Raw genomic sequence first — 19,420 nt, forward strand, 5'->3', positions numbered from 1 at the left:
CACCCCACCACCACCACCCCCACCTATAGGAAGGTGGGGTGGGGTGAGTTTGGCGCGCAGGATTTGCACCACTTCCCCACCTTTTCCCACCCCACGTTCTAAGGTGGGAAATCATTCGCGATCCGCCCATTTTCCGACCTCCAAGATCTTAACATCGCGGCCCTTTTGTGCGTCCTGAATGATCGCCTCTTCCAACGCGCCGCTGTTCACCCAGGCCCGGATCAGATCCTTGATTTTGGTCTTTTCCGGCTCGACGCGGCTATTGAGTGAAAGAACTTTTCCGACCGCATGCCCCACCCAATTTTTGGCTTGGACATTCTCGCGTAATTGCTTCCCATCGACCTCGCGTTGCACCGCCAAAAGATGATCAAGCGTTATTCCTGCCATTGCGTCGGGTGGTGTCCATAGTTCGCAAATAGCGACCCAATCGCCCTCTCGTCCTGGGGCGGTGTTGCCAAGTGAAACGCCGACAAGGTGGATCCATCGCGCCGCTCGGGTTGGTGCCAGATTGGCCTTAGCGTCATCGACGCGCACATAGCTCCGGCGGTCGGTGGCCGAAACATTGAAGCCCTTCGCAGCATCTGCCCCCATGACGTTGAGAACACGGGCGGCACGCACGGCAGCAGCGATTGCCGACCCTCCGCGAGCAGAGTCGATATCAGCGTCTTGGCCGTTGAGTTTTCGGGCATGGTGTACAAGATCAATCGCGCATCCCGTGTGGTCCGCGATTGATGCGAACGCCTTTACAGCGGCGTCCATCGCTTCATTGCCGTTCTCGGGAAGAGAGTGAGCAGACACAAACGGATCGATAATCAGCACGTCGATTCCAAGCCGCTTTATCTCCGCCTCAAGAGCGTCAACGACCGGCGCCGCGATTGCGATTGCACCGTTCTGCATCGAGCCAATCTTGATCGGAGTGGTGCGGCCGCTATCCAGAAAAAGCCGCCCCTCAAGTTCCGAAGGGTCGACTTCATGATGCAGCATCGCAGCGCTGACACGCCGTCGTAGCTCGTCCGCATCGTCCTCACCGTTCCAACACCAGACACGAAGCGGCCCGAACGGCTTGTCGTTTAGAAGCTGGCGCCCGGAGGCCATTGCGACGGCGTCCACCATGCCGAGCGTCGATTTTCCCACGCCGCCAGGCGCGATGGTCGCGCTCACATACTTCCGAACCAAATGCCGTCCATAAAGCCATTGACGATGCGGAAGTAGACTCGGCTCAACCCAAACGAATGGCGATGCTGACAGGGCAAGAGACTTGCCGGCTGCACCGCTGGCGGCGCGGCGTGAAGTTGGCGCCTTCTTCAATGCAGGCCTGTCCGACGAGTAGTCGTCGGGGGCCGGGCGATGGCCATCCATCACAATTCGCCGCGTCCAGCCGCCTTAAGCGCGGCGTACAGCGCGCGGCCAAGCCGCAAGCGCATCTTTCCCGGGCCATGCCCGCGAATGAACTGTGCGAGCGCCTGTCGCCGCGCGCCGTACGTCCGCTGCGGCTCGGGTAGGTCCAAGCCCTCCGCAATGATGCAAATCCGCTCTTCAAGAACCTTCGAACGCACAAGCGCAGCAAAAGCCGCCTCGCTGTTGGAGCGACGCCACCGCGTCGTGCGTCGATAGACCGCCAAGCTACGAAGTTCGGAAACGTCGGCCGCCAAATTGGCGTAGTTGGCCGGCTCACGTTCCACCGTTTCAAGCGCGATTTTGCAAAACGTCGCCAGATCGGCCGTAGGGGCCTTCATTTCAAAAACTATTTCGGCGGGCAAAACGTCTAGGATAGGCACGACGCGGACTAGGCCGGGTTTGCGGCGGCCGTGATGAAAGGGCGGGAACCCATCGCTGCACTCTGGCACTCTCAAGGGGTCTGCGCTTAGCCCGGTAAAATGCAGTCGCTTACAGAGGCTGCATTTCGTGATCCCGGTGATGTGGGTGTCGCCGGAACGAAGTATCTCGATAGCGGTGGGCCAAGCGTAGGTAACGGGGATGCCCGGATCTACCTGGGTGCCCTGCGAGCGGCGGATCGCCTTGATATGCTCGTCGGTAAGAACGACGCCGGACTCGGTGAGCCTGCCCAGCCCGCCAGGCGGATTGATGTCGGGTGTTTGCGTTTTGCAAACACTACGAACGTCGCCAGCCGCTTGCTTGCGAGACGCAATTTGGGTATGAAATGCCATTGGTTGCCTGCCCGAATGTAATTGAGAATGCGAACCTCGCCCTGCCCGGCGGGGTTTTGCGTTTCAGGCAGCTATGCTGATGCCAAGGAAGGTTCGAAGGTCGCCCGCAGTGTACAAGACGTATCTGCCGACCTTGCGGAATCTCGGCCCGTCCGAACGGAGACAGCGCCATTTCGCCAAAGTTTGTTCAGCAATAGGCATGCCGTTTGCAGTCAAGAATTCTGCGGTTTCTTCGGGGGTCAGGGAGGCATGATTCGGAATCGCGTCAGCCCCGGCAAGGCGATGTGCGATGCTGCCAAGTAGCGGGAAGTCGGTGTGCGTCTTGATTTCCATCGGATGATACCTTTTTCCTTCAATGGAAATGAATATCCGATAGTCGCTCTCGATGCGGCAACCCCACAAGACCGCAATCGCTAGACAGCGCAGGCGCGATCAGCCTTTCCCAAACTTGACGACTTCGCCGGCTAATTGTCCTGCCAGCGCCGTCGCAATTGAATTCGACGCTTTGTCGGCCGCGCGCTGTGCAGGGTCCTCGGCGATATGGGCGTAAATCGATGTGGAGCGCGCATTGCTGTGCCCCAGAAGGGCACCCACAATGAGCAATGCTTCACCTGACGACGCAGCTATGGAACCCAGGCTATGACGGAGGGTGTGAGGCGTCACGCCTGGCAATTTGGCTTTTCCTACGACCTTTGGCCATATCCGTTTCGTTCCCGAATAGAATCCGTCGCCGCGCTCCGCAGGGAAAACCCAGGGAGAGGCTTTGTCACGCAGCTGGAGGCGAGCCGCGAGCAGAATTCGGGCCGCTGTTCCAAGCGGCCTCAAGCTCTTCCCTGTCTTGGTATCCTCAAGCCTAAGGAAGCCCGATTGCAGATCGACCTCACTCCACTTCAAACCTGCAATTTCATTCCTTCGCGCGCCGGTGAGTGCCCATAGCCGGGATATGTCGAGTGCCTTCGAATTGATCCCTTCGCCTTCAAGTTCTTTAAAGGCCTCGCCGAGGCGTTTAATTTCGCCCAAGGAAAGGAAGCGTATCCGCCGATTGTCCGTTTTTCGAACGCTCGCGTTTTCGACCGGATTGTCACGAACGATCCCTCGGCGTTTCGCAAATGAGAAGACCGCCGACAAATCCCGGACAACCTTTCTAGCCGCTCCGTCGCCGCCGCGAATGATCACACGTCGCACCTTCCCGCTCGTATCCACGACCTTCTCATCCCGGCGTGTTTTGCCACCCGTTACATCCTTCACAAACCGCTCGACATCGCCTGCCGTGACCGCATCAGCCTTCAGAGCACCCAGGAGCGGGGTCACGTGATGCCGCAGACGTGCGACCGTGTACGCGGCGGTAATGGGCTTCATGGGCTCACCCTGCCGGATGCCTCGTTGAACGACCAAGCCCTCCAATGCATAGAGTTCGATCAGTTGAGCCATTGTTTCGGCTTTTCGTGCCGCCATTTTGGTTGCGGCGGGATCTTCCCCCTTTGCCACAGCGCCCAAGGCCTTGGATGCTTCCTTACGTGCCTCATCAAGAGTGGGGCCACCAACACGGCCGATAGTGAGCCAACGGGCACGGCCATCTCGATTCCGATATTTCAAGACGTAGGTTTTTGACCCGCCCGCCCACGCCCGCACCCCAAAGCCGCGAATGGTGGAATCCCAAACAGTCCCAGATCCGGCAGCGGGCGGCTTGATAGCAGCGATAAGCTCTTTTGTGATCTTAGGCATCGGAAATTCCTGGTAGCTCAAGCGGGCTTCTAGCTACCTCATAGCTACCAAATTATAGAAATCAAACGCAACCGAAATGCGCGCCAATCCTAACGACATCAAAAATTAGTAAACGATACCCGATAGATAGGTAATCAATGGGAATTGGTGGTAATCAATGGAAATCCGCAAGAAAGACTTAGAGCCAACCTTGCCAAGGTTGGGGTCGAGCGTTCGAATCGCTTCACCCGCTCCAGTTTCTCTCAGGGAATCAAGCGATTAAATCGGCCGCCTTCGGGCGGCCGATTTGCTTTGTGGCCCTGTGTCGCGACCATGTCGCCACGGTGAGCTTTTCGTGCCAAAATCGGCGACGTATCGTCATCCATCTTTTCGCCTGGACCAGTTCAATCATAGATTGCCTTCATCTGAAGATGGGCCGTCAGTCTCACGCGGTGGTACTTTTTCGTTGACAGCCCGGAACGCTGAAAGGCGACCGCACCGGACAGCACTCGATCCGCATTAATGACCAATTCCGTGTCTGCTTTCGGTGGGTAGACGGCAACGCCGAGGACGTTGAAATCGCCGATTGCCATTGACGACCAAGAGTGGGGACGACCAAGAGTTGGAGATCTGCAATGCTACACTTTACTTCGCCGATCCACCCTGGCGAAATCTTGCGGGAGGAGTTTCTTGCCCCTCTGGGTCTGAAGCCTTACACGCTCGCCAAAAAGCTCCATGTGCCACGGACCAGGATTGAGCGCCTTGTGGCCGAAGTGACGCCCGTCACTCCCGACACTGCGCTTCGCCTTGCCAAGTTCTTCAATACGACGCCTCAGTTCTGGATGAATATGCAGGCCGCGTTTGACCTCACTATGGAAGCTGACGCGAAAAAGGAAGAGATCGCAGCGATTGACAGCTACGCCGAAGCGCCGCTTGCAGCTTAGCAGCAGGCGGACATCTTCGGCCGCCATATACGCCATTGATGAGAACCCGCTCGCCAGCTTGGGAACCGCATCGGTAGTCGGTCATTATATCGAGGAGCCGGCGGCTCCCCCCGTTCGGATGGAGAAATCATGCTGCGGATACCGATTGCTTTGTCTTTTCTTCTTGCCTTCAGCGCGCCCTCGACCACCTTCGCGCAGGACCCTTCCAAGAGCATAGAGAGCCAAACAGGCCGCATTGCTGTCGAGACCTTTGCCGAAGGGCTCGAACATCCCTGGGGCGCGACCTACCTGCCCGACGGCACGCTGCTGGTCACCGAGCGTCCGGGGCGCCTGCGGCTCGTCTCGACCGACGGGGCCGTTTCCGATCCGATCGACGGTGTGCCGGACGTCCTCGCCGACGGACAAGGCGGCCTGCTGGATGTGGCGCTCGATCCGGACTTTGCCAACAACCGGACGGTTTATCTCTCCTATTCGGAGCAGCGGAGCGGCGGCGCGGCCACGTCCGTCGGCCGTGGACGCCTGAACGAGAACGGGAGCGCGCTTTCGGGCTTCGAAGTGATCTTCCGGCAGGAACCAACCGTCTCGAGCCAGCACCATTTCGGTTCCCGCCTGGTGTTCGCGCCGGACGGCAAGCTCTTCGTTACGCTCGGCGAGCGCGGCAAGGCGCAACAGGCGCAGGACGCGAGCAATCATCTCGGGACGGTCGTCCGCATCAATCCCGATGGTTCTGTGCCTGACGACAATCCCTTCGTCGGCAAGGACGGCGCCGACGAGATATGGTCCTACGGCCATCGCAATGTGCAAAGCGCAGCGATCCATCCCGAAACCGGCGTGCTCTGGACGGCGGAAATGGGGCCGCGCGGCGGCGATGAGCTAAACATTCCGGAAGCCGGCAGGAATTACGGCTGGCCCGTGGTCAGCTGGGGGCGGCACTATTCGGGCAAACGCATCCCCGATCCATCGACACGGCCGGAGTTTGCCGGCTCCATCCATAGCTGGACACCGGTCATCTCGCCTTCCGGCATGACCTTCTACACCGGCGACATGTTTGCCGATTGGCGAGGCGACCTCCTGATTGGCGGACTGTCCGCGGCAGGCATCGTTCGTGTCAGAATTGACGGCGAGCAGTTCGCCGGCGAGGAAGTCCTCGCTCTCGGCAGCCGCGTCCGAGACGTGGTGCAGGCTCCCGACGGCGCGGTAATGGCGTTGACCGACGAGCCAGCGGGAAGGATATTACGACTGGCGCCGGCAGCGTCGCAGTGATCCCATGCGGCGCGACAGGAGCGGCAGTTCGCGCGCCCAAGCCTTTTCCGCGTTCGCGGTCTTTTGCGGAGGTCGTCGGGTTCTAAAACGCAACAGGCGGCAAAGAACCGCCTATGGTTCCTACCTCTCGCGCCACGGCCATCGAAGGCAAGGACAGGCCGGCGCCGTTCGGTGGGAGGTTGCCTGAAAGGCGCCGGCCAGACGGGCCATCAGGTCCGCCGCGCTTTTAGCGATAGTTGAGTTGCAGCCGCGATGTGTATGGCGTGATCGCGGAGGATTGCGTCTACGCGCTCCCATCGATTTCGCTATCTCGCTTTGCTGGCTTGTGACCAGCAAGCGTTTGTTCGCCGCGCAATACGCCCCGGATAGAGTTAGGACTTTTGCTTTTCAACCTCGGACCAAGGTCCCTTGCGGACGGCTGTATTTAAACGAAACTGGCTAAATAGTGGACCTTCATATTAGAGAGTCCTCACATTTATGATCCAGAACCAACCTGGCGGGACGGCGATTCGTAAGGAGAAACCATGAAAACTCGAACCAGTCTGTTCGCAACGGTCGCCGCTCTCGCCCTTGTCGCGTCTCCGGTCTTCGCCGGGCCCGGCGGCAATGGCGGCGGGCACGGTAACGGCGGAAGCAACGGCAACGGCGGAAACTCTGGCGGGGCCGGATCGCAGGGACACGGAGCCGCAACTTCTGCGGCGGCTAAGGATAAGACGACGAGGGGAATTGCTCATGCAATGGGCGTCGTTTCGACGACGCCGGCCTCACCGCAGGCCACCCTGTCCTTGCAGGCAGCCTTGGACAAGTTCCTGGCAAGAGAGGCCGACCCGGCAGAGTCTTCCGACGACACATCCGGCGAAATTCCTGACGCAGCCGAATAAAATTGCAATGCGTGCGCTGCGGAGCGTCGCACCGCAGCATCGAGATTCTTGCATGGCTCCTTCATCTGTTTGGCCGATGCCTTGGGTCAAGGAAGAGCCGACATTGAGCCCAGATCCTCGGGGATCGCTGGACGGTCCTGCCCCTACAGACTGTCCAGAGAGCACCACCGGCTCCGGCCGGTGGTGCGTTTTTGCGTGGGCGCTCAACTGCACCAGCGGGGATCGACACGGCATCGACGCCCGACTTTCAAAGGCCGGCCCTCGATGCCAGATAGGGGGCCAAGGCAAGCGAATAGCTGGCCGTCAAATGGTGAAGGTCGCGCCAGACGATGATGTTGCCTGCGACTGCAGGACATAGGAGCGGGCCGCATATGGCATCGGTCATATCCACGAAGACCACATTCTTCTGCGACTTTGCTGCCAAGGCAAACGTGCTGTTCGATTCAACTTCACTGCGCTTGGTGAAGCATTTCGTTGGCGTAGTTCTCAAGCAATCGCCGGGGTCGAACCTGATATAGGGCGTGTTGCGGATCGCGACGATTTGCGAGCCTGTCTGCGTCAGTTTGCTCCAGAGGCTCCGTAACCCCTCAACCATCTGTTCTTGCGGAACGGCACTGTAGCCGGATTGACTGGTAAATGTCAGATACGGCCGCAGCTTGATGATCTCGGCGAGCACGTTCTCCCGCCATTCGGCACAAGACAGGTAGGGTTTGCCATAGGCGACGATCGGGACACGGCTGAATGGGCAGGCGGACTTCGTAAAGGTGATCAATCTGAATTTGCGGTCCTTGGCAATTTTGTCCAGCGCCGGAATCCATTGGGCGGCATGAGAATCTCCCACGAGGACGATGGCCCTCGCACCGGCCGGATCGCCGAGAGAGCATTTTGTCGGTTCTGCACCTTCCTCCTGGTGGCACTTCGACAGATAGGCGACCGGCAAGTCTCGCTTCAGCCTGGCGAGGGGAGGGAGCAGGTTCACATCGTCCGGAACGGGGGCGTGGCTGAGCAATGCCGCCGGGCCGGGATAGGAAGGCGTCCCAATCAAGGCCGTGTCGATGCTTTCGGTGCGTAGGGAATAGAGCAGGCCGCCGGAGACCGCCACGCAAGCAAGTATCGCAAAAGTGCCGTATCCCAGCGGTTTCCATTCGACACGGGCGCGAGCCTCTCGATATCGTTGTTCCACATATCGATAAGACAAGTCCGATAGTGCGGTGGTCAGCACAATCAGCCCAAGACCGTTGACCAGCGACACGGAGTAGCCCTGCGCCAGAAAGAAAATGATCAGTGGCCAGTGCCACAGATAGATCGAGTACGACCGGTCGCCGATGAAGCGAAGCATTTTCGAATCAAGCCCGCGAAACCGACCGCGTTCAACCTCGCCGGCCAGGATGACAAGAACGGTAGCGAGGGTCGGCAGCAAGGCGCTTGCGCCTGGGAAAGGCGTTGACGCGGAGAACAACAGGGCGGATGCGAGGATGCCTGCCACGCCCACCGCCGCCAATGACTGTCGTGCGAACGCTCCCGGTCGAAACCCGTGTCCGGTAAGGGCCAACAGCCCTCCCAGCGCCAATTCCCATATGCGCGTTTGGGTCACGAAATAAGCCTGGGCAGGGTCCGTCTCGGTCAAGATCACCGACGCGATCAGCGACCCGGTGAACACGAGCGACAATGCCCCAATCAATGAAAGTCTCAGCGGGAATCCCAGGCGACGCGCCAGCCAGATCGCCGCAACCATGAGAAGCGGCCAGACGATGTAGAACTGCTCTTCTATCGAGAGCGACCAGTAATGCTGTACCGGGCTCGGCAGGCTGTCGGCATCGAGATAGCTGACGGCGATCGAGGCCAGCCGCCAGTTCTGGACATAAAGGGCGCTGGCAACGATCTGGTTGGCTGTTTCCTCCCAGCGCGCCTTCGAGAGGAAGGCTAACGTCCCGCACAGCGTCACAAGCAGCACCAGGGTTGCTGCTGGCAGAAGCCGCCGGATTCGCCGAGAATAGAATTCGATCAGCGAGATCCGGCCATCGCGCATTGCTGTTCGCGCAAGCAAGCCTGTGATGAGATAGCCCGAAATGACGAAAAAGACGTCGACGCCGACATATCCGCCGGGAAGAACATCCGGCCACAGGTGAAAAACCACGACCAGAGCGACCGCGAGACCACGCAGCCCCTGTATATCCGGCCGAAACCGAGCTCCCTCGCGCACTGGCTGAAAACTGTCCCGCAATTCCGAACGGCCTGTCTCAAGAGAAATATCGGACCGCAAACGTCAGACCACATCACGGGTCGCTGGACGATATCAAAACCCGCTGGCAGCCACCATACCGCCACGCGCACCAATTCGGTCGCATTGCTGTGACGGCATCGAGATCGAAGGGCGGCTTCGCGAGGCGGCCCGTTCGGCGGAGGATACGCCGACGGCGCCCTGTGCCGCGATTGGCCTACCTCACCGAAAACGTGACGTGCTGGAAGGACCGGCGGCGCGTCAGTTCCGGGGAACCGCGAACATGTCGAAGTTCTTCTTCCTGCCGAGGTCGTTTTCGGTGAGCTTCGCACCGAACAGCGTTGTCGGCCCCACCAGGTGGACGTCGTAGTCCTTGTCGGCAAAGAACCGGTGCATCCGCACCCGCTCGCCCATCGAAAGATTGTGATTGACCTCGGACTTGATGTAGGGCCGGCATTCGTCGATCAGCGCGCCGATCGACATCAAAACCGACAGATCATGCGACTCTACATCGGTCTTGATGTAGCGCAGGTGCTTGATGCGCCGGCCGAGCCGGGCGCGGATCAACGGTTCGATCCGCCGTCCCTCGACCGGGATACTGAAAGCACTCCCGTGCTTCCACCGCGACACCCCGGTGTGGTCGCCGCCGTTCTCAAACCCCGGATTGCCGTAGTCGAAGACGAACGACCCATCTTCCGGTGTCGCCGCGTAGGGAATCGGGAAAATATTCAATCGGGAAGGGTTGAGCGCGGCATTGGCTCCGAGGATCGCGAAGGCAAAAGGGTTCGGCTCGAAAGCGAGGACCAGGCCTTGCGGTCCGCAGGCGAGGGCGATCGGTATCGTGCTGTCACCAACCTGGGCGCCAACGTCGATCGCGACGTCGCCATCGCTCAGGAACGTCCGGAGGTCATCGACCTCGCCCTGGGTGAGATCGAGATCTGCCCCGCGCGGGTTCTTCCAACGAGCGAATTCAATCTTCCCGTCTTTCGGGAGATCGACGACTTGTATCGAGTGGCCGTAAACGCGTGTTCTTGGCTTCAATCCAAGCAGATAGAAATATTCTTTTAGTCTCACCCCTTGCTGATAGCGCAAACCATGACGGTGTTTCAACCCCGGACTATCTGACGCCAGCGCCTCTGCGAAAATCCGACGGCGACATGCCGGCCAGCTTGCGGAACGACTTGTTGAAGGCGCTGAGCGAGCCGAAGCCGGAGTCCATGGCGACGCGCAGCACGTTGGCGTCCTGGTGCATCAGCAGCGCCTGCGCGTAGCTGAGCCGCAACAGGTTGACATATTCGTTGAGCGTCATGCCGGTCGATTTTTTGAAGATGCTCATGGCGTATTTGGGATGGATGTCGGCCGCCGCCGCGATGTCCACACAGTCGATCTCGTAGAGGAAATTCTCCGCGATGAAGTCGCACATGCGCCCGACATTGCGCAGGGATTGCTGATCGAAGGGATTGCCTGCTTCCTGCTCGATCGAGGTTTCGGGTGCGAGCCGGTAGGGCTCGAACCGCACCCGCTCCAGCCGCAGCAACAGCTCGTTCACGGCGTGCTCCGCCTTGGCTGGATCGCCTGACCGGACGTAGCGGTTCCAGCGCTCGAAATTGTCGCTGTCGGACCGGTCGGTGGCATTGGTCACCAATGTCGCGCCCGTCATCAGCCGGTTGCGGACGTCCGCGGGCAGGTGCAGCCGGAAGAAATGCACCAGCGGCAGATGCGCGCCGGCGAAGACGGCATCGTCCGACGCATCCACCATCTGATGCGGCAGGCCGCCCCAGAACAGGCACATGTCGCCGGCCGAAAGCGAGATCTCGTGATCGTTCATGCGGTAGTGGACAGTGCCGCACATGATGAAGTTCACCTCGACCTGGGCATGCCAATGCGGCTTGAGCATCACCAGGGGATGATTGTGAAACGTCTGCAGGAGCAGCGGCAGGCCTTCCACGCTGCTGGCGCCAGGCTGGTAAAACGGCCTTTCCGGCATCTTACTTTCCGCCAATTTTTTATTCCCTTTGTCCCGGACAAGCCTTCGCCAGTGCCTAGTCTAGCCATGCTCGCGAAGAGAGAGCAAATGAAATGGGAGGATTTCAATGCGCACCATACTGACTTGCGCCGCGTTCGCGCTTGCCCTGGGCTCAGCCCCGGCCTTTGCGCAGTCCGGCGAAATCACGATCTGGAGCTGGAATGTCGCCGCTTCGTCGCTGAAGGCCACCATAGAAGGCTTCAACAAGCAGTTCCCCGACGTCAAGGTCACGGTCCAGGATCTCGGCAACCAGCCGACCTACGACAAGTCGATCGCCGGCTGCGCGGCCGGCGGCGAGGGGTTGCCTGATGTCGTGACGATCGAGAACGGCGAGGCCGAGAACTACTGGAGCCAGTTCCCGGACTGCTTCGTCGACCTTCACACGCTGGGCTATACGGCCGAAGACCAGGCAAAATTCCCCGATTTCAAGCGCACCGAACTCGAAGTGGAAGACAAGGCCTATGCGATGCCATGGGATTCGGGCCCGGTGGCGATGTACTATCGCCGCGACTTCTACGAGAAGGCCGGCGTCGATCCCGCGTCGATCAAGACCTGGGATGATTTCATTGCCGCCGGCAAGAAGATCCAGGATGCCAATCCCGGCGTGACGATGACCAACGCCGATTTCAACGGCGACTCCGAATTCTTCCGCATGATCGCCAACGAGCAGGGCTGCGCCTATTTCGCCGCCGACGGGCAGTCGATCACCGTCAACCAGCCAGCCTGTGTGGCGTCGATGACCAAGATCAAGGAGATGAAGGACGCCGGCATCATCTCCTCGGCCGACTGGAGCACCAAGATCACCAACAACACCGCCGGCACCGTCGCCACCCAGATGTATGGCGGCTGGTATGAGGGCACCATACGCACCGAGTCGCCCGACGGCAGCGGCAAATGGGGCGTTTATCTGATGCCGAGCCTCACCGCAGATGGCCCGCGCGCCGCCAATCTCGGCGGTTCTTCGCTCGCCATCACCTCGGTGTCCAACAACAAGGAGGCCGCCTACGCCTACCTGAAATATTCGCTCGCGACCAATGAGGGCCAGATAGCGATGCTGAAGGGTTTTGGCCTCGTGCCGTCGCTGATCTCGGCGCTCGATGACCCCTATGTCTCCGAAGGCCAACCCTATTGGGGCGGCCAGGCGGTGTGGAAGGATATCCTCGGCACCTTGCCCAAGGTGGTCCCCAGCCGCGGCACCCCGTTCCAGAGCGACGCGGAAATCATCGTCCGCGCGGTGCAGACCAAATATCTGGGCGGTGGCTACCCCGACGCCAAGGCAGCGCTCGACGATGCCGCAAGCCAGATCGCCTCGGCGACCGGTCTCCCGGCCAAAGAGTGATCTACGCGGCTCTCCCTTCTCCCCCTGTGGGAGAAGGTGTCGCCGAAGGCGACGGATGAGGGGTGTTCCAGCTTGGCATGGAAGGCGCTCCGTCCAGCACCCCTCAACCGTCTTGGCGCTGCGCGCCAATCCACCTTCTCCCACAGGGGGAGAAGGAAACTCAGGCCGGTAAACCTAGAAGCGAGAAGGAGGCAACGATGCGCTATCAGAACGCCACGGCGTATCGCTTCCTCGCGCCCTACCTGCTGATCTTCTCGATCTTCTGGCTGTGGCCGATCATCGGCTCCTTCCTGATCTCCTTCCAAGCGACGCGCACCGTGCCATGGCGGTTCGCGCCCACCTTCAACTGGGGCCGCTTGATCGGCGATCCGGCCTTCTTCAACGCGTTGAAGAACACGCTGCTCATCCTCGTCATCCAGGTGCCGGTGATGATCACGCTGGCGATCGTCATGGCCGTGCTTTTGAACTCGCCGCTGCTCAAAGCGAGAGGCCTGTACCGCTTCGCCTTCTTCGCTCCGGTCGTGGTCGGCGAAGTCGCCTATTCGGCGGTGTTCCGGCTGATGTTCAATCTCGATTACGGCATCATCAACAAGCTGCTGAACAGCGTCGGCCTGCCCCGTATCGACTGGTTTTCCAACGTCACGCCGGCGATGGCGGTCATCATGATCGCGGTGACCTGGCGCTGGGCCGGCTACAACGCCATCATCCTGCTCGCCGGCCTGCAGTCCATCCCCCAGGATGTCTACGAGGCGGCGACGCTGGACCGCGTCAGCAAGCTCAAGCAGTTCTTCTACATCACCCTGCCGCTGCTCAAGCCGGTCATCGTGTTCTGCGCCGTGCTGTCGATCATCGGCACCATGCAGCTGTTCACCGAGCCGTTCCTGATCACCGAACGCGGCGGACCGGGCGGCGGCACCGAGACGCTCGGGCTGCTGCTTTACCGCCAGGGCTTCAGGTCGCTCAATTTCGGTTACGCCTCGGCCATCGCCTACACCATGGCCGGGCTGGCGATCGCCATTTCGCTGGTGCAACTGTGGCTGACGAGGGAACCGAAATGAGCTCGCGTTCCTCTTCCAAACTGGGACGCAGCATCGCGCTGCATCTCTTCCTGACGCCGCTGGCGCTGATCTGGCTGTTTCCGCTGTGGATGATGGTGATTTTCTCGACCATGCCCGACAGAGGCATCTTCAGCCCCAGCATCGAGCTTTTGCCGCACGGCAGTTTCCTCGACAATGTCAACAATTTGCAGCGCGACACCAATTTCATCGGCGCCATCGGCATCTCCGTCTCGGTGGCGGTGACCTACACGTTCCTGTCGGTGCTGCTCACCTCGATGGCCGGCTGGGCGCTGGCGCGCTACCAGTTCTTCGGCAAGGGTGTGGTCGTGGCGATCATCCTCGGCACCATCACGCTTCCCTACGCTGTCGTGCTGATCCCGCAATTCATCATGGTGGCGCGCGACTTTAAGCTCGCCAACACCTGGGTGGCGCTGATCGTGCCGCCGCTCTTCAACTCGCTTGGCGTGCTGTTCATGCGGCAAGCCTTCTCGATGATGCCGCATGAGCTGTTCGACGCCGCTCGGGTCGAGGGGGTCAAGGAGTGGCGGATATTCCTGTTCGTGGCGCTGCCGCTGGCGCGGCCGATGCTGGCTGCGCTCGCCATCATCCTGTTCCTTGCCTCGTGGAACAACTATCTCTGGCCGCTGCTGATCAATTCCAAGCCCGGCGCGATGACGGCGCCGGTGGCGCTCGGCACGCTGATCGGCCTCACCAAAGTGTCGTGGGGCGGCATCATGGCCGGTGCCGTGATGCTCACAGGACCGATGCTCGTCGTGTTCGTGCTCTTGCAGCGCCATTTCGTCGCCGGCATCGCCGCCGGCGCCATCAAATAGTCAGGGAGATTGCATGGCGGGTGTCTCGCTCAACAACGTCGTCAAGCGCTTTGGTGATTTCGAGATCATTCACGGCGCCAGCCTCGATATCGCCGACGGCGAGTTCGTCGTTTTCGTCGGCCCCTCGGGCTGCGGAAAGTCGACGCTGCTGAGGATGATCGCCGGGCTGGAGGACATCAGCGGCGGCGAGATCGCCATTGGCGGCAAGGCGGTGAACAATGTCGAGCCGGCCGACCGCGGCATCGCCATGGTGTTCCAGTCCTACGCGCTCTACCCGCATATGAGTGTCGAGCAGAATCTGAGCTTCGGACTGAGAATGAACGGCAATCCGAAGGCCGACACCGACCGGCGCGTCAGGAAAGCGGCCGAGATACTGCACATCACCGAGCTGATGGCGCGCCGCCCGCGACAGCTTTCCGGCGGCCAGCGCCAGCGTGTCGCCATTGGTCGCGCCATCGTGCGCGAACCGCAGGTGTTCCTGTTCGACGAGCCGCTCAGCAATCTTGATGCCGAGCTCAGGGTGCAGATGCGCGTCGAGATCTCGCGTCTTCACAAGGAACTCGGCACGACGATGATCTACGTCACGCACGACCAGGTCGAGGCGATGACGCTCGCAGACAGGATCGTGGTGCTGCGCGGCGGCCATGTGGAGCAGATCGGCAGGCCGCTCGATCTTTACAGTGACCCCGACAATCAGTTCGTCGCGGGCTTTGTCGGTTCGCCGAAGATGAACTTCATCAAAGCTCGGATCCTGGAGCACAGCGCCTCCGGTGTGACGGTCGAATTGGCAGGCGGGACGCGTCTTACACAGCCGTTGAACGGGCCGGCGACCGAACCGGGAAGCAAGGTAGTGGTGGGCGTTCGCCCAGAACATTTCGGTCATGCCGGAAAGGGCGATGCCGACCTTTCTGTGACCGTCGACGTGGTCGAGCACCTGGGTGGCACGAGCTTTCTCTACACCCGTACTGCGGCTGGCGACGATATCGTCATCCAGCGCGACGCGGCCGAGCTATCCGACGCCCCAGAGATCACCGTTTCCATCCGCAAATCTTACTTATTCGACGACAACGGACGGCGGCTGCGCTGACGGCCAGCTCGTCTCAAATCCCAGGAGGAATGACAATGACTTCAATCGCGCCCATCCGCTGGGGCATTCTCGGGCCCGGCGCCATCGCCAAGGCCTTTGCCGGCGGCGTGGCACATTCGCGCACCGGCACATTGGTTGCCATTGCCGCGCGCAATCCCGGCAAATCAGGCCTCGCCGAGAACTTCCCCGGCGCCCGCATCCTCGACGGCTACGAGGCTTTGCTCGCGGACCCGAACGTCGATGCGATCTACATTTCGACGCCGCATCCCAGCCACGCCGAATGGGCGATCAAGGCGGCCGAGGCCGGGAAGCATGTGCTTTGCGAAAAGCCGATGGGGCTGACCGCCTTCGAGGCCGATGCGATGATCCATGCGGCGCGCAAGGCCAGCACCTTTCTCGGCGAAGCCTTCATGTACCGGCTGCATCCGCAGACGGCAAAGCTGGTCGAGCTGATCAGGTCCGGCGCGATCGGCGAGGTGCGCATGGTGAAGTCGAGCTTCGGCTTCGCCATGCCTGATTTCATGCCGGAGCACCGGCTCTACGCCAACGACCTCGCTGGCGGCGGCATTCTGGACGTCGGCGGCTACCCCGTTTCGATGGCGCGGCTGATTGCCGGGGCGGCGGTCGGAACGCCCTTCGCCGAGCCGGACAAGGTGGTCGGCGCTGCGCATCTCGGCCAGTCCGGCGTCGACGAATGGGCCTCGGCGCTCCTGCATTTTCCCAGTGGCATCGTCGCCGAAGTTTCCTGCGGCATCTCGCTGGCGCAGGACAATGTCCTGCGCATCGTCGGCACCAAGGGTCGCATCGAGGTCGCGGATTTCTGGTATGCGAGCGGCAGGGAAGGCGGCACTGGCGAAATCCGCATCATCCGGCCGGGCGGGGAGGAGGTGGTCGAGGTCAGGGAAGACCGCTGGCTCTACGCTTTCGAGGTCGACGCCGCCGGCGAGGCCATCCTGGCCGGGAAGCAGGAGTTTGCCTGGCCGGGCATGGGCTGGGCCGACAGTCTCGGCAATCTGCGCGTGCTCGACAAATGGCGCGCCGCGATCGGCCTCGAATACGAGATCGAGAAGCCCGAAAAACGCCTCAACACCATCTCCGGTCGGCGGCTGCGTTCCGGCGGCACCGCGATCCCGAAGCGCGAAATTCCGGGCCTGCCGCGGCCGGCCTCGTGCCTGGCGCTCGGCTTCGAGGATTTTCGCACGTTCTCCTCGGGCATGATCCTGCTCGATGCCTATTTCGAAGCCGGCGGCAACGTCTTCGACACCGCCTATATCTATGGCAGCGGCTACACCGAAACGCTGCTCGGCCAGTGGCTGACGAACCGCGGCGTGCGTGAGCAAGCGGTGGTCATCGGCAAGGGCGCGCACACCCCGCTCTGCTATCCCGATGTGATCGGCAAGCAGCTCACCCAGTCGCTCGACCGGCTGCAGACCAATCATGTCGATGTCTACTTCATGCACCGCGACGATCCGGACGTGCCGGTCGACGAGTTCGTCGACGCGATGGACAGGGAGGTGAGGGCTGGCCGCATTCGCGGTCCGTTCGGCGGCTCGAACTGGACAAGGGAACGCATGGACGAGGCTATTGCCTATGCCGAGCGGACCGGTAAGCAAAAGCCTGGCGCGCTTTCGAACAATTTTTCGCTGGCCGAAATGCTGGTGCCGATCTGGCCAGGTTGCGTCACATCGTCGAGCGATGAATGGAAGGCCTGGCTGACCGCCCGGCAGATGCCGAACTTTGCCTGGTCGAGCCAAGGGCGAGGTTTCTTCACCAACCGCGCCGGGCGCGACCAGCGTGACAATGAAGAGCTGGTCCGGGTCTGGTACTCGGAGAAGAATTTCGGCCGCCGCGACCGGGCGATCGAGCTCGCCAACAGACTGGGCAAGAGCCCGATCCATGTCGCGCTCGCCTATGTCCTGGCCCAGCCGTTCCCGTCCGTCCCGCTGATCGGACCGCGCACGCTCGACGAACTGGAGGACAGTCTGCAGGCGCTCGATATTGCGCTTTCGCCGGACGACATCGCATGGCTGGATGGCGGTTCGGATCGGCAGCGCGCGCGAGGCACGGGCTGACCGACCTCGCCTTCTCCCCTTGTGGGAGAAGGTGGATTGGCGCGCAGCGGCAAGACGGATGAGGGGTGCTGGACGGAGTGGCGGCGTTGAGTTTCTTCCAACACCCCTCATCCGACCGAGCTTCGCTCGGCCACCTTCTCCCACAGGGGGAGAAGGGGAGCCGCGCGAGGCGCAACGCCACGGTCTCTGCCCTACCTACCCGCTCACCTCGGCCGCCGATGCTTCCACGGCATCTCCCGTTCCAGCTGCGCAGAGACGGCGAGCACGGTCGCTTCGTCGCCATACCGACCGATCAGTTGCACGCCGATCGGTACGCCGCCGGCTGACCAGCCAAGCGGCAGCGAGATCGCTGGTTGTCCGGAGATGTTGAAGGGAAAGGCGAAGACGGCGTCCGTCCACTTCGCATTGTAGCGATCGATGTCCGGTTCCGACATGTCGTAAAAGCCCAAAGGCCTCGGCAGCTGAGTGAGTGTCGGCGTGATGAAGAGATCGTAGCGCGAGAGATCACCGACAATGTCGCGGCCGACCTGCCGGATCGTCTCGACGTCGGAGATGTGGCGGATGCCGCTCGTCGCGCGGCCGCGCTCGATGATTGCCCAGGTTACCGGCTCGACGTCGCTTGGCGTCACCGGCCTGCCGATCACCGTTTCATGATAGCCGAAGGTTGCCGCCGTCTGCACGCAGGTCATGTTGGTGTAGGTTTTCCACACCGCATTGGCGTCGAGCGGCATGTCGTGCTCCTCGACATCGTGCCCAAGGCGCTCGAGCGCAGCGACCGTCGCCAGCACCGTGGCCTTGACCTCTGGGTCGATGGCCGTGCCGTTTGGCGGCGTGACGGTAAAGCCGACGCGCAGTTTCTTCGGTGCACGCGACGAGAGGCTGAGCCAGCTGCCGCCCGGCACCGGCGGCGTATAGGGATCGCCCGGCAGCGCGCCGGCCACGGCATCGAGATAGGCCGCGGTGTCGCGCACCGTCCTGGAGCAGCACAGGAAATAGGCGCCGCCATACCAATAGTCGCCGAAGGGCGCCAGGCTGACGCGTCCGCGCGACGGTTTCAGGCCGACGATGCCGCAGCAGGAGGCCGGGATGCGGATCGAGCCGGCGCCATCGCTGGCCTCGGCGATCGGCACCATGCGCGAGGCGATGGCTGCGGCCGCGCCGCCGCTCGAGCCGCCCGGCGTGATGCCGTGCTTCCAAGGGTTTTTCGTCGCGCCGTAAAGCTTGGGTTCTGTGCTGATCGACCAGCCATTCTCGGGCGCATTGGATTTGCCGACAAGCACCAGGCCCGCCGCCTTCATGCGGCGCACGACCTCGGTGTCGAAATCGGCGACGACATCTCTCAGGAAGGAACAGGAGTTTGTGTTGGGCGCTCCGGTCCAGGACGAGCCCAGTTCCTTGAGCAGGAATGGTACGCCGGCAAAGGGCGCGCTTCTATCGACCGTCTCAGCCGAAGCCCGCGCCATCTCGTACAGGCGGTGGATCACCGCGTTCAGCGCCGGGTTGAGTCGCTCGATCATGGTGATCGCCGCCTCGACAAGCTCGGCCGGCGAGACTTCGCCGCGCTTCACCAGCTCGGCCAGATCCAGCGCGTCGGATTCGGCGTAGGTTTCCAGGAAGCTGTCGGTGATTTCGGCCATGTTTCTCTCCCTCGTTCTGCCATGCTCAAACGGCGCTCCTTCTTCCTTCTCCCCTTGTGAGACCTTTGCACAGAAGCCGAACGGTGATTCTGTGGTGAAGGTTGGAGCAGGGAGATTCGGGATGGCGGATCGTGTTTTGGGTCAGTTGAGTCTGGCGGACGGTCTGGCGGCGTCGGATGAGACGATT

Annotated in this window: 16 protein-coding genes and 1 pseudogene; 9 read left to right on the forward strand and 8 right to left on the reverse strand. The window is 61.3% G+C overall.

Annotated elements, in window-relative coordinates:
* Positions 1 to 111: 111 nt before the first annotated feature.
* From EN885_RS30305 to EN885_RS30320, 4 genes are all read right to left on the reverse strand, one after another.
* Positions 112 to 1,359, reverse strand: coding sequence for an AAA family ATPase (locus EN885_RS30305; protein WP_128244215.1), 1,248 nt, complete (start codon positions 1,357 to 1,359; stop codon positions 112 to 114).
* A complete protein-coding gene (locus EN885_RS30310; protein ID WP_128244214.1) occupies positions 1,359 to 2,168 on the reverse strand; it encodes a hypothetical protein in 810 nt (269 codons plus the stop codon). Before EN885_RS30310 ends, EN885_RS30305 begins: the two co-directional genes overlap by 1 nt.
* 63 nt (positions 2,169 to 2,231) lie before the next feature.
* On the reverse strand, positions 2,232 to 2,501 hold the full coding sequence (locus EN885_RS30315) for a hypothetical protein (RefSeq protein WP_128244213.1): 270 nt from the start codon (positions 2,499 to 2,501) through the stop codon (positions 2,232 to 2,234).
* Between the two features lie 99 nt (positions 2,502 to 2,600).
* Positions 2,601 to 3,893, reverse strand: coding sequence for a site-specific integrase (locus tag EN885_RS30320; RefSeq protein ID WP_128244212.1), 1,293 nt, complete (start codon positions 3,891 to 3,893; stop codon positions 2,601 to 2,603).
* Between the two features lie 461 nt (positions 3,894 to 4,354).
* On the opposite strand from EN885_RS30320, the pseudogene EN885_RS30325 reads away from it, so the two are divergent.
* From EN885_RS30325 to EN885_RS30335, 3 genes and pseudogenes are all read left to right on the forward strand, one after another.
* Positions 4,355 to 4,468 (forward strand): annotated as a pseudogene (locus EN885_RS30325) (type II toxin-antitoxin system RelE/ParE family toxin); the annotation flags it as partial.
* Between the two features lie 39 nt (positions 4,469 to 4,507).
* Positions 4,508 to 4,816, forward strand: coding sequence for a HigA family addiction module antitoxin (locus EN885_RS30330; RefSeq protein ID WP_095484819.1), 309 nt, complete (start codon positions 4,508 to 4,510; stop codon positions 4,814 to 4,816).
* 129 nt (positions 4,817 to 4,945) lie between these two features.
* On the forward strand, positions 4,946 to 6,079 hold the full coding sequence (locus EN885_RS30335; protein ID WP_095484818.1) for a PQQ-dependent sugar dehydrogenase: 1,134 nt from the start codon (positions 4,946 to 4,948) through the stop codon (positions 6,077 to 6,079).
* A 1,128-nt stretch (positions 6,080 to 7,207) separates the two neighbouring features.
* Here EN885_RS30335 and EN885_RS30345 read toward each other — a convergent pair.
* The 3 genes from EN885_RS30345 to EN885_RS30355 all read right to left on the reverse strand — a co-directional run bounded on the left by EN885_RS30345 (position 7,208) and on the right by EN885_RS30355 (position 11,168).
* The gene (locus EN885_RS30345) at positions 7,208 to 9,163 is read right to left on the reverse strand and encodes an acyltransferase family protein (RefSeq protein WP_164897945.1); all 1,956 of its coding nucleotides are present in this window, start codon (positions 9,161 to 9,163) and stop codon (positions 7,208 to 7,210) included.
* A gap of 279 nt (positions 9,164 to 9,442) precedes the next feature.
* Entirely contained in the window at positions 9,443 to 10,255 is an 813-nt protein-coding gene (locus tag EN885_RS30350) for an FkbM family methyltransferase (RefSeq protein ID WP_164897946.1), read from the reverse strand.
* A 43-nt stretch (positions 10,256 to 10,298) separates the two neighbouring features.
* Entirely contained in the window at positions 10,299 to 11,168 is an 870-nt protein-coding gene (locus tag EN885_RS30355) for a helix-turn-helix domain-containing protein (protein ID WP_128244209.1), read from the reverse strand.
* Between the two features lie 106 nt (positions 11,169 to 11,274).
* Here EN885_RS30355 and EN885_RS30360 point away from each other — a divergent pair, with 106 nt between their 5' ends.
* The 5 genes from EN885_RS30360 to EN885_RS30380 all read left to right on the forward strand — a co-directional run bounded on the left by EN885_RS30360 (position 11,275) and on the right by EN885_RS30380 (position 17,596).
* Positions 11,275 to 12,546, forward strand: coding sequence for an ABC transporter substrate-binding protein (locus EN885_RS30360; RefSeq protein WP_128244208.1), 1,272 nt, complete (start codon positions 11,275 to 11,277; stop codon positions 12,544 to 12,546).
* A 197-nt stretch (positions 12,547 to 12,743) separates the two neighbouring features.
* Positions 12,744 to 13,604, forward strand: coding sequence for a sugar ABC transporter permease (locus EN885_RS30365; RefSeq protein ID WP_128244207.1), 861 nt, complete (start codon positions 12,744 to 12,746; stop codon positions 13,602 to 13,604).
* Positions 13,601 to 14,437: a carbohydrate ABC transporter permease gene (locus EN885_RS30370; protein ID WP_128244206.1), complete on the forward strand. Its 837-nt coding sequence runs from the start codon at positions 13,601 to 13,603 to the stop codon at positions 14,435 to 14,437. The genes EN885_RS30365 and EN885_RS30370 overlap by 4 nt, the downstream gene beginning before the upstream one ends.
* Positions 14,438 to 14,450: 13 nt before the next feature.
* Complete coding sequence (gene ugpC, locus EN885_RS30375) at positions 14,451 to 15,524, forward strand: sn-glycerol-3-phosphate ABC transporter ATP-binding protein UgpC (protein ID WP_128244205.1); 1,074 nt, start codon at positions 14,451 to 14,453, stop codon at positions 15,522 to 15,524.
* Positions 15,525 to 15,559: 35 nt separating this feature from the next.
* The gene (locus EN885_RS30380) at positions 15,560 to 17,596 is read left to right on the forward strand and encodes an aldo/keto reductase (protein ID WP_128244204.1); all 2,037 of its coding nucleotides are present in this window, start codon (positions 15,560 to 15,562) and stop codon (positions 17,594 to 17,596) included.
* 203 nt (positions 17,597 to 17,799) lie between these two features.
* On the opposite strand, the gene EN885_RS30385 is transcribed toward EN885_RS30380, so the two are convergent.
* Positions 17,800 to 19,233 (reverse strand): amidase, encoded by a 1,434-nt coding sequence (locus tag EN885_RS30385; RefSeq protein ID WP_128244393.1) that lies wholly within the window; start codon positions 19,231 to 19,233, stop codon positions 17,800 to 17,802.
* On the opposite strand from EN885_RS30385, the gene EN885_RS33920 reads away from it, so the two are divergent.
* On the forward strand, positions 19,220 to 19,420 hold a 201-nt coding region (locus tag EN885_RS33920; protein ID WP_206616863.1), incomplete at its 3' end, for a hypothetical protein. The genes EN885_RS30385 and EN885_RS33920 overlap by 14 nt on opposite strands.

It is taken from the genome of Mesorhizobium sp. M6A.T.Cr.TU.014.01.1.1 (assembly GCF_004022765.1).
Taxonomy (GTDB): Bacteria; Pseudomonadota; Alphaproteobacteria; order Rhizobiales; family Rhizobiaceae; genus Mesorhizobium; species Mesorhizobium mediterraneum.

Bases quoted from the DNA above. Each gene is read 5' to 3' on its own strand.
- EN885_RS30305 (WP_128244215.1), bottom strand. From the start codon at position 1,359: ATGGATGGCCATCGCCCGGCCCCCGACGACTACTCGTCGGACAGGCCT.
- EN885_RS30310 (WP_128244214.1), bottom strand. From the start codon at position 2,168: ATGGCATTTCATACCCAAATTGCGTCTCGCAAGCAAGCGGCTGGCGAC.
- EN885_RS30315 (WP_128244213.1), bottom strand. From the start codon at position 2,501: ATGGAAATCAAGACGCACACCGACTTCCCGCTACTTGGCAGCATCGCA.
- EN885_RS30320 (WP_128244212.1), bottom strand. From the start codon at position 3,893: ATGCCTAAGATCACAAAAGAGCTTATCGCTGCTATCAAGCCGCCCGCT.
- EN885_RS30330 (WP_095484819.1), top strand. From the start codon at position 4,508: ATGCTACACTTTACTTCGCCGATCCACCCTGGCGAAATCTTGCGGGAG.
- EN885_RS30335 (WP_095484818.1), top strand. From the start codon at position 4,946: ATGCTGCGGATACCGATTGCTTTGTCTTTTCTTCTTGCCTTCAGCGCG.
- EN885_RS30355 (WP_128244209.1), bottom strand. From the start codon at position 11,168: ATGCCGGAAAGGCCGTTTTACCAGCCTGGCGCCAGCAGCGTGGAAGGC.
- EN885_RS30360 (WP_128244208.1), top strand. From the start codon at position 11,275: ATGCGCACCATACTGACTTGCGCCGCGTTCGCGCTTGCCCTGGGCTCA.
- EN885_RS30365 (WP_128244207.1), top strand. From the start codon at position 12,744: ATGCGCTATCAGAACGCCACGGCGTATCGCTTCCTCGCGCCCTACCTG.
- EN885_RS30370 (WP_128244206.1), top strand. From the start codon at position 13,601: ATGAGCTCGCGTTCCTCTTCCAAACTGGGACGCAGCATCGCGCTGCAT.
- ugpC (WP_128244205.1), top strand. From the start codon at position 14,451: ATGGCGGGTGTCTCGCTCAACAACGTCGTCAAGCGCTTTGGTGATTTC.
- EN885_RS30380 (WP_128244204.1), top strand. From the start codon at position 15,560: ATGACTTCAATCGCGCCCATCCGCTGGGGCATTCTCGGGCCCGGCGCC.
- EN885_RS30385 (WP_128244393.1), bottom strand. From the start codon at position 19,233: ATGGCCGAAATCACCGACAGCTTCCTGGAAACCTACGCCGAATCCGAC.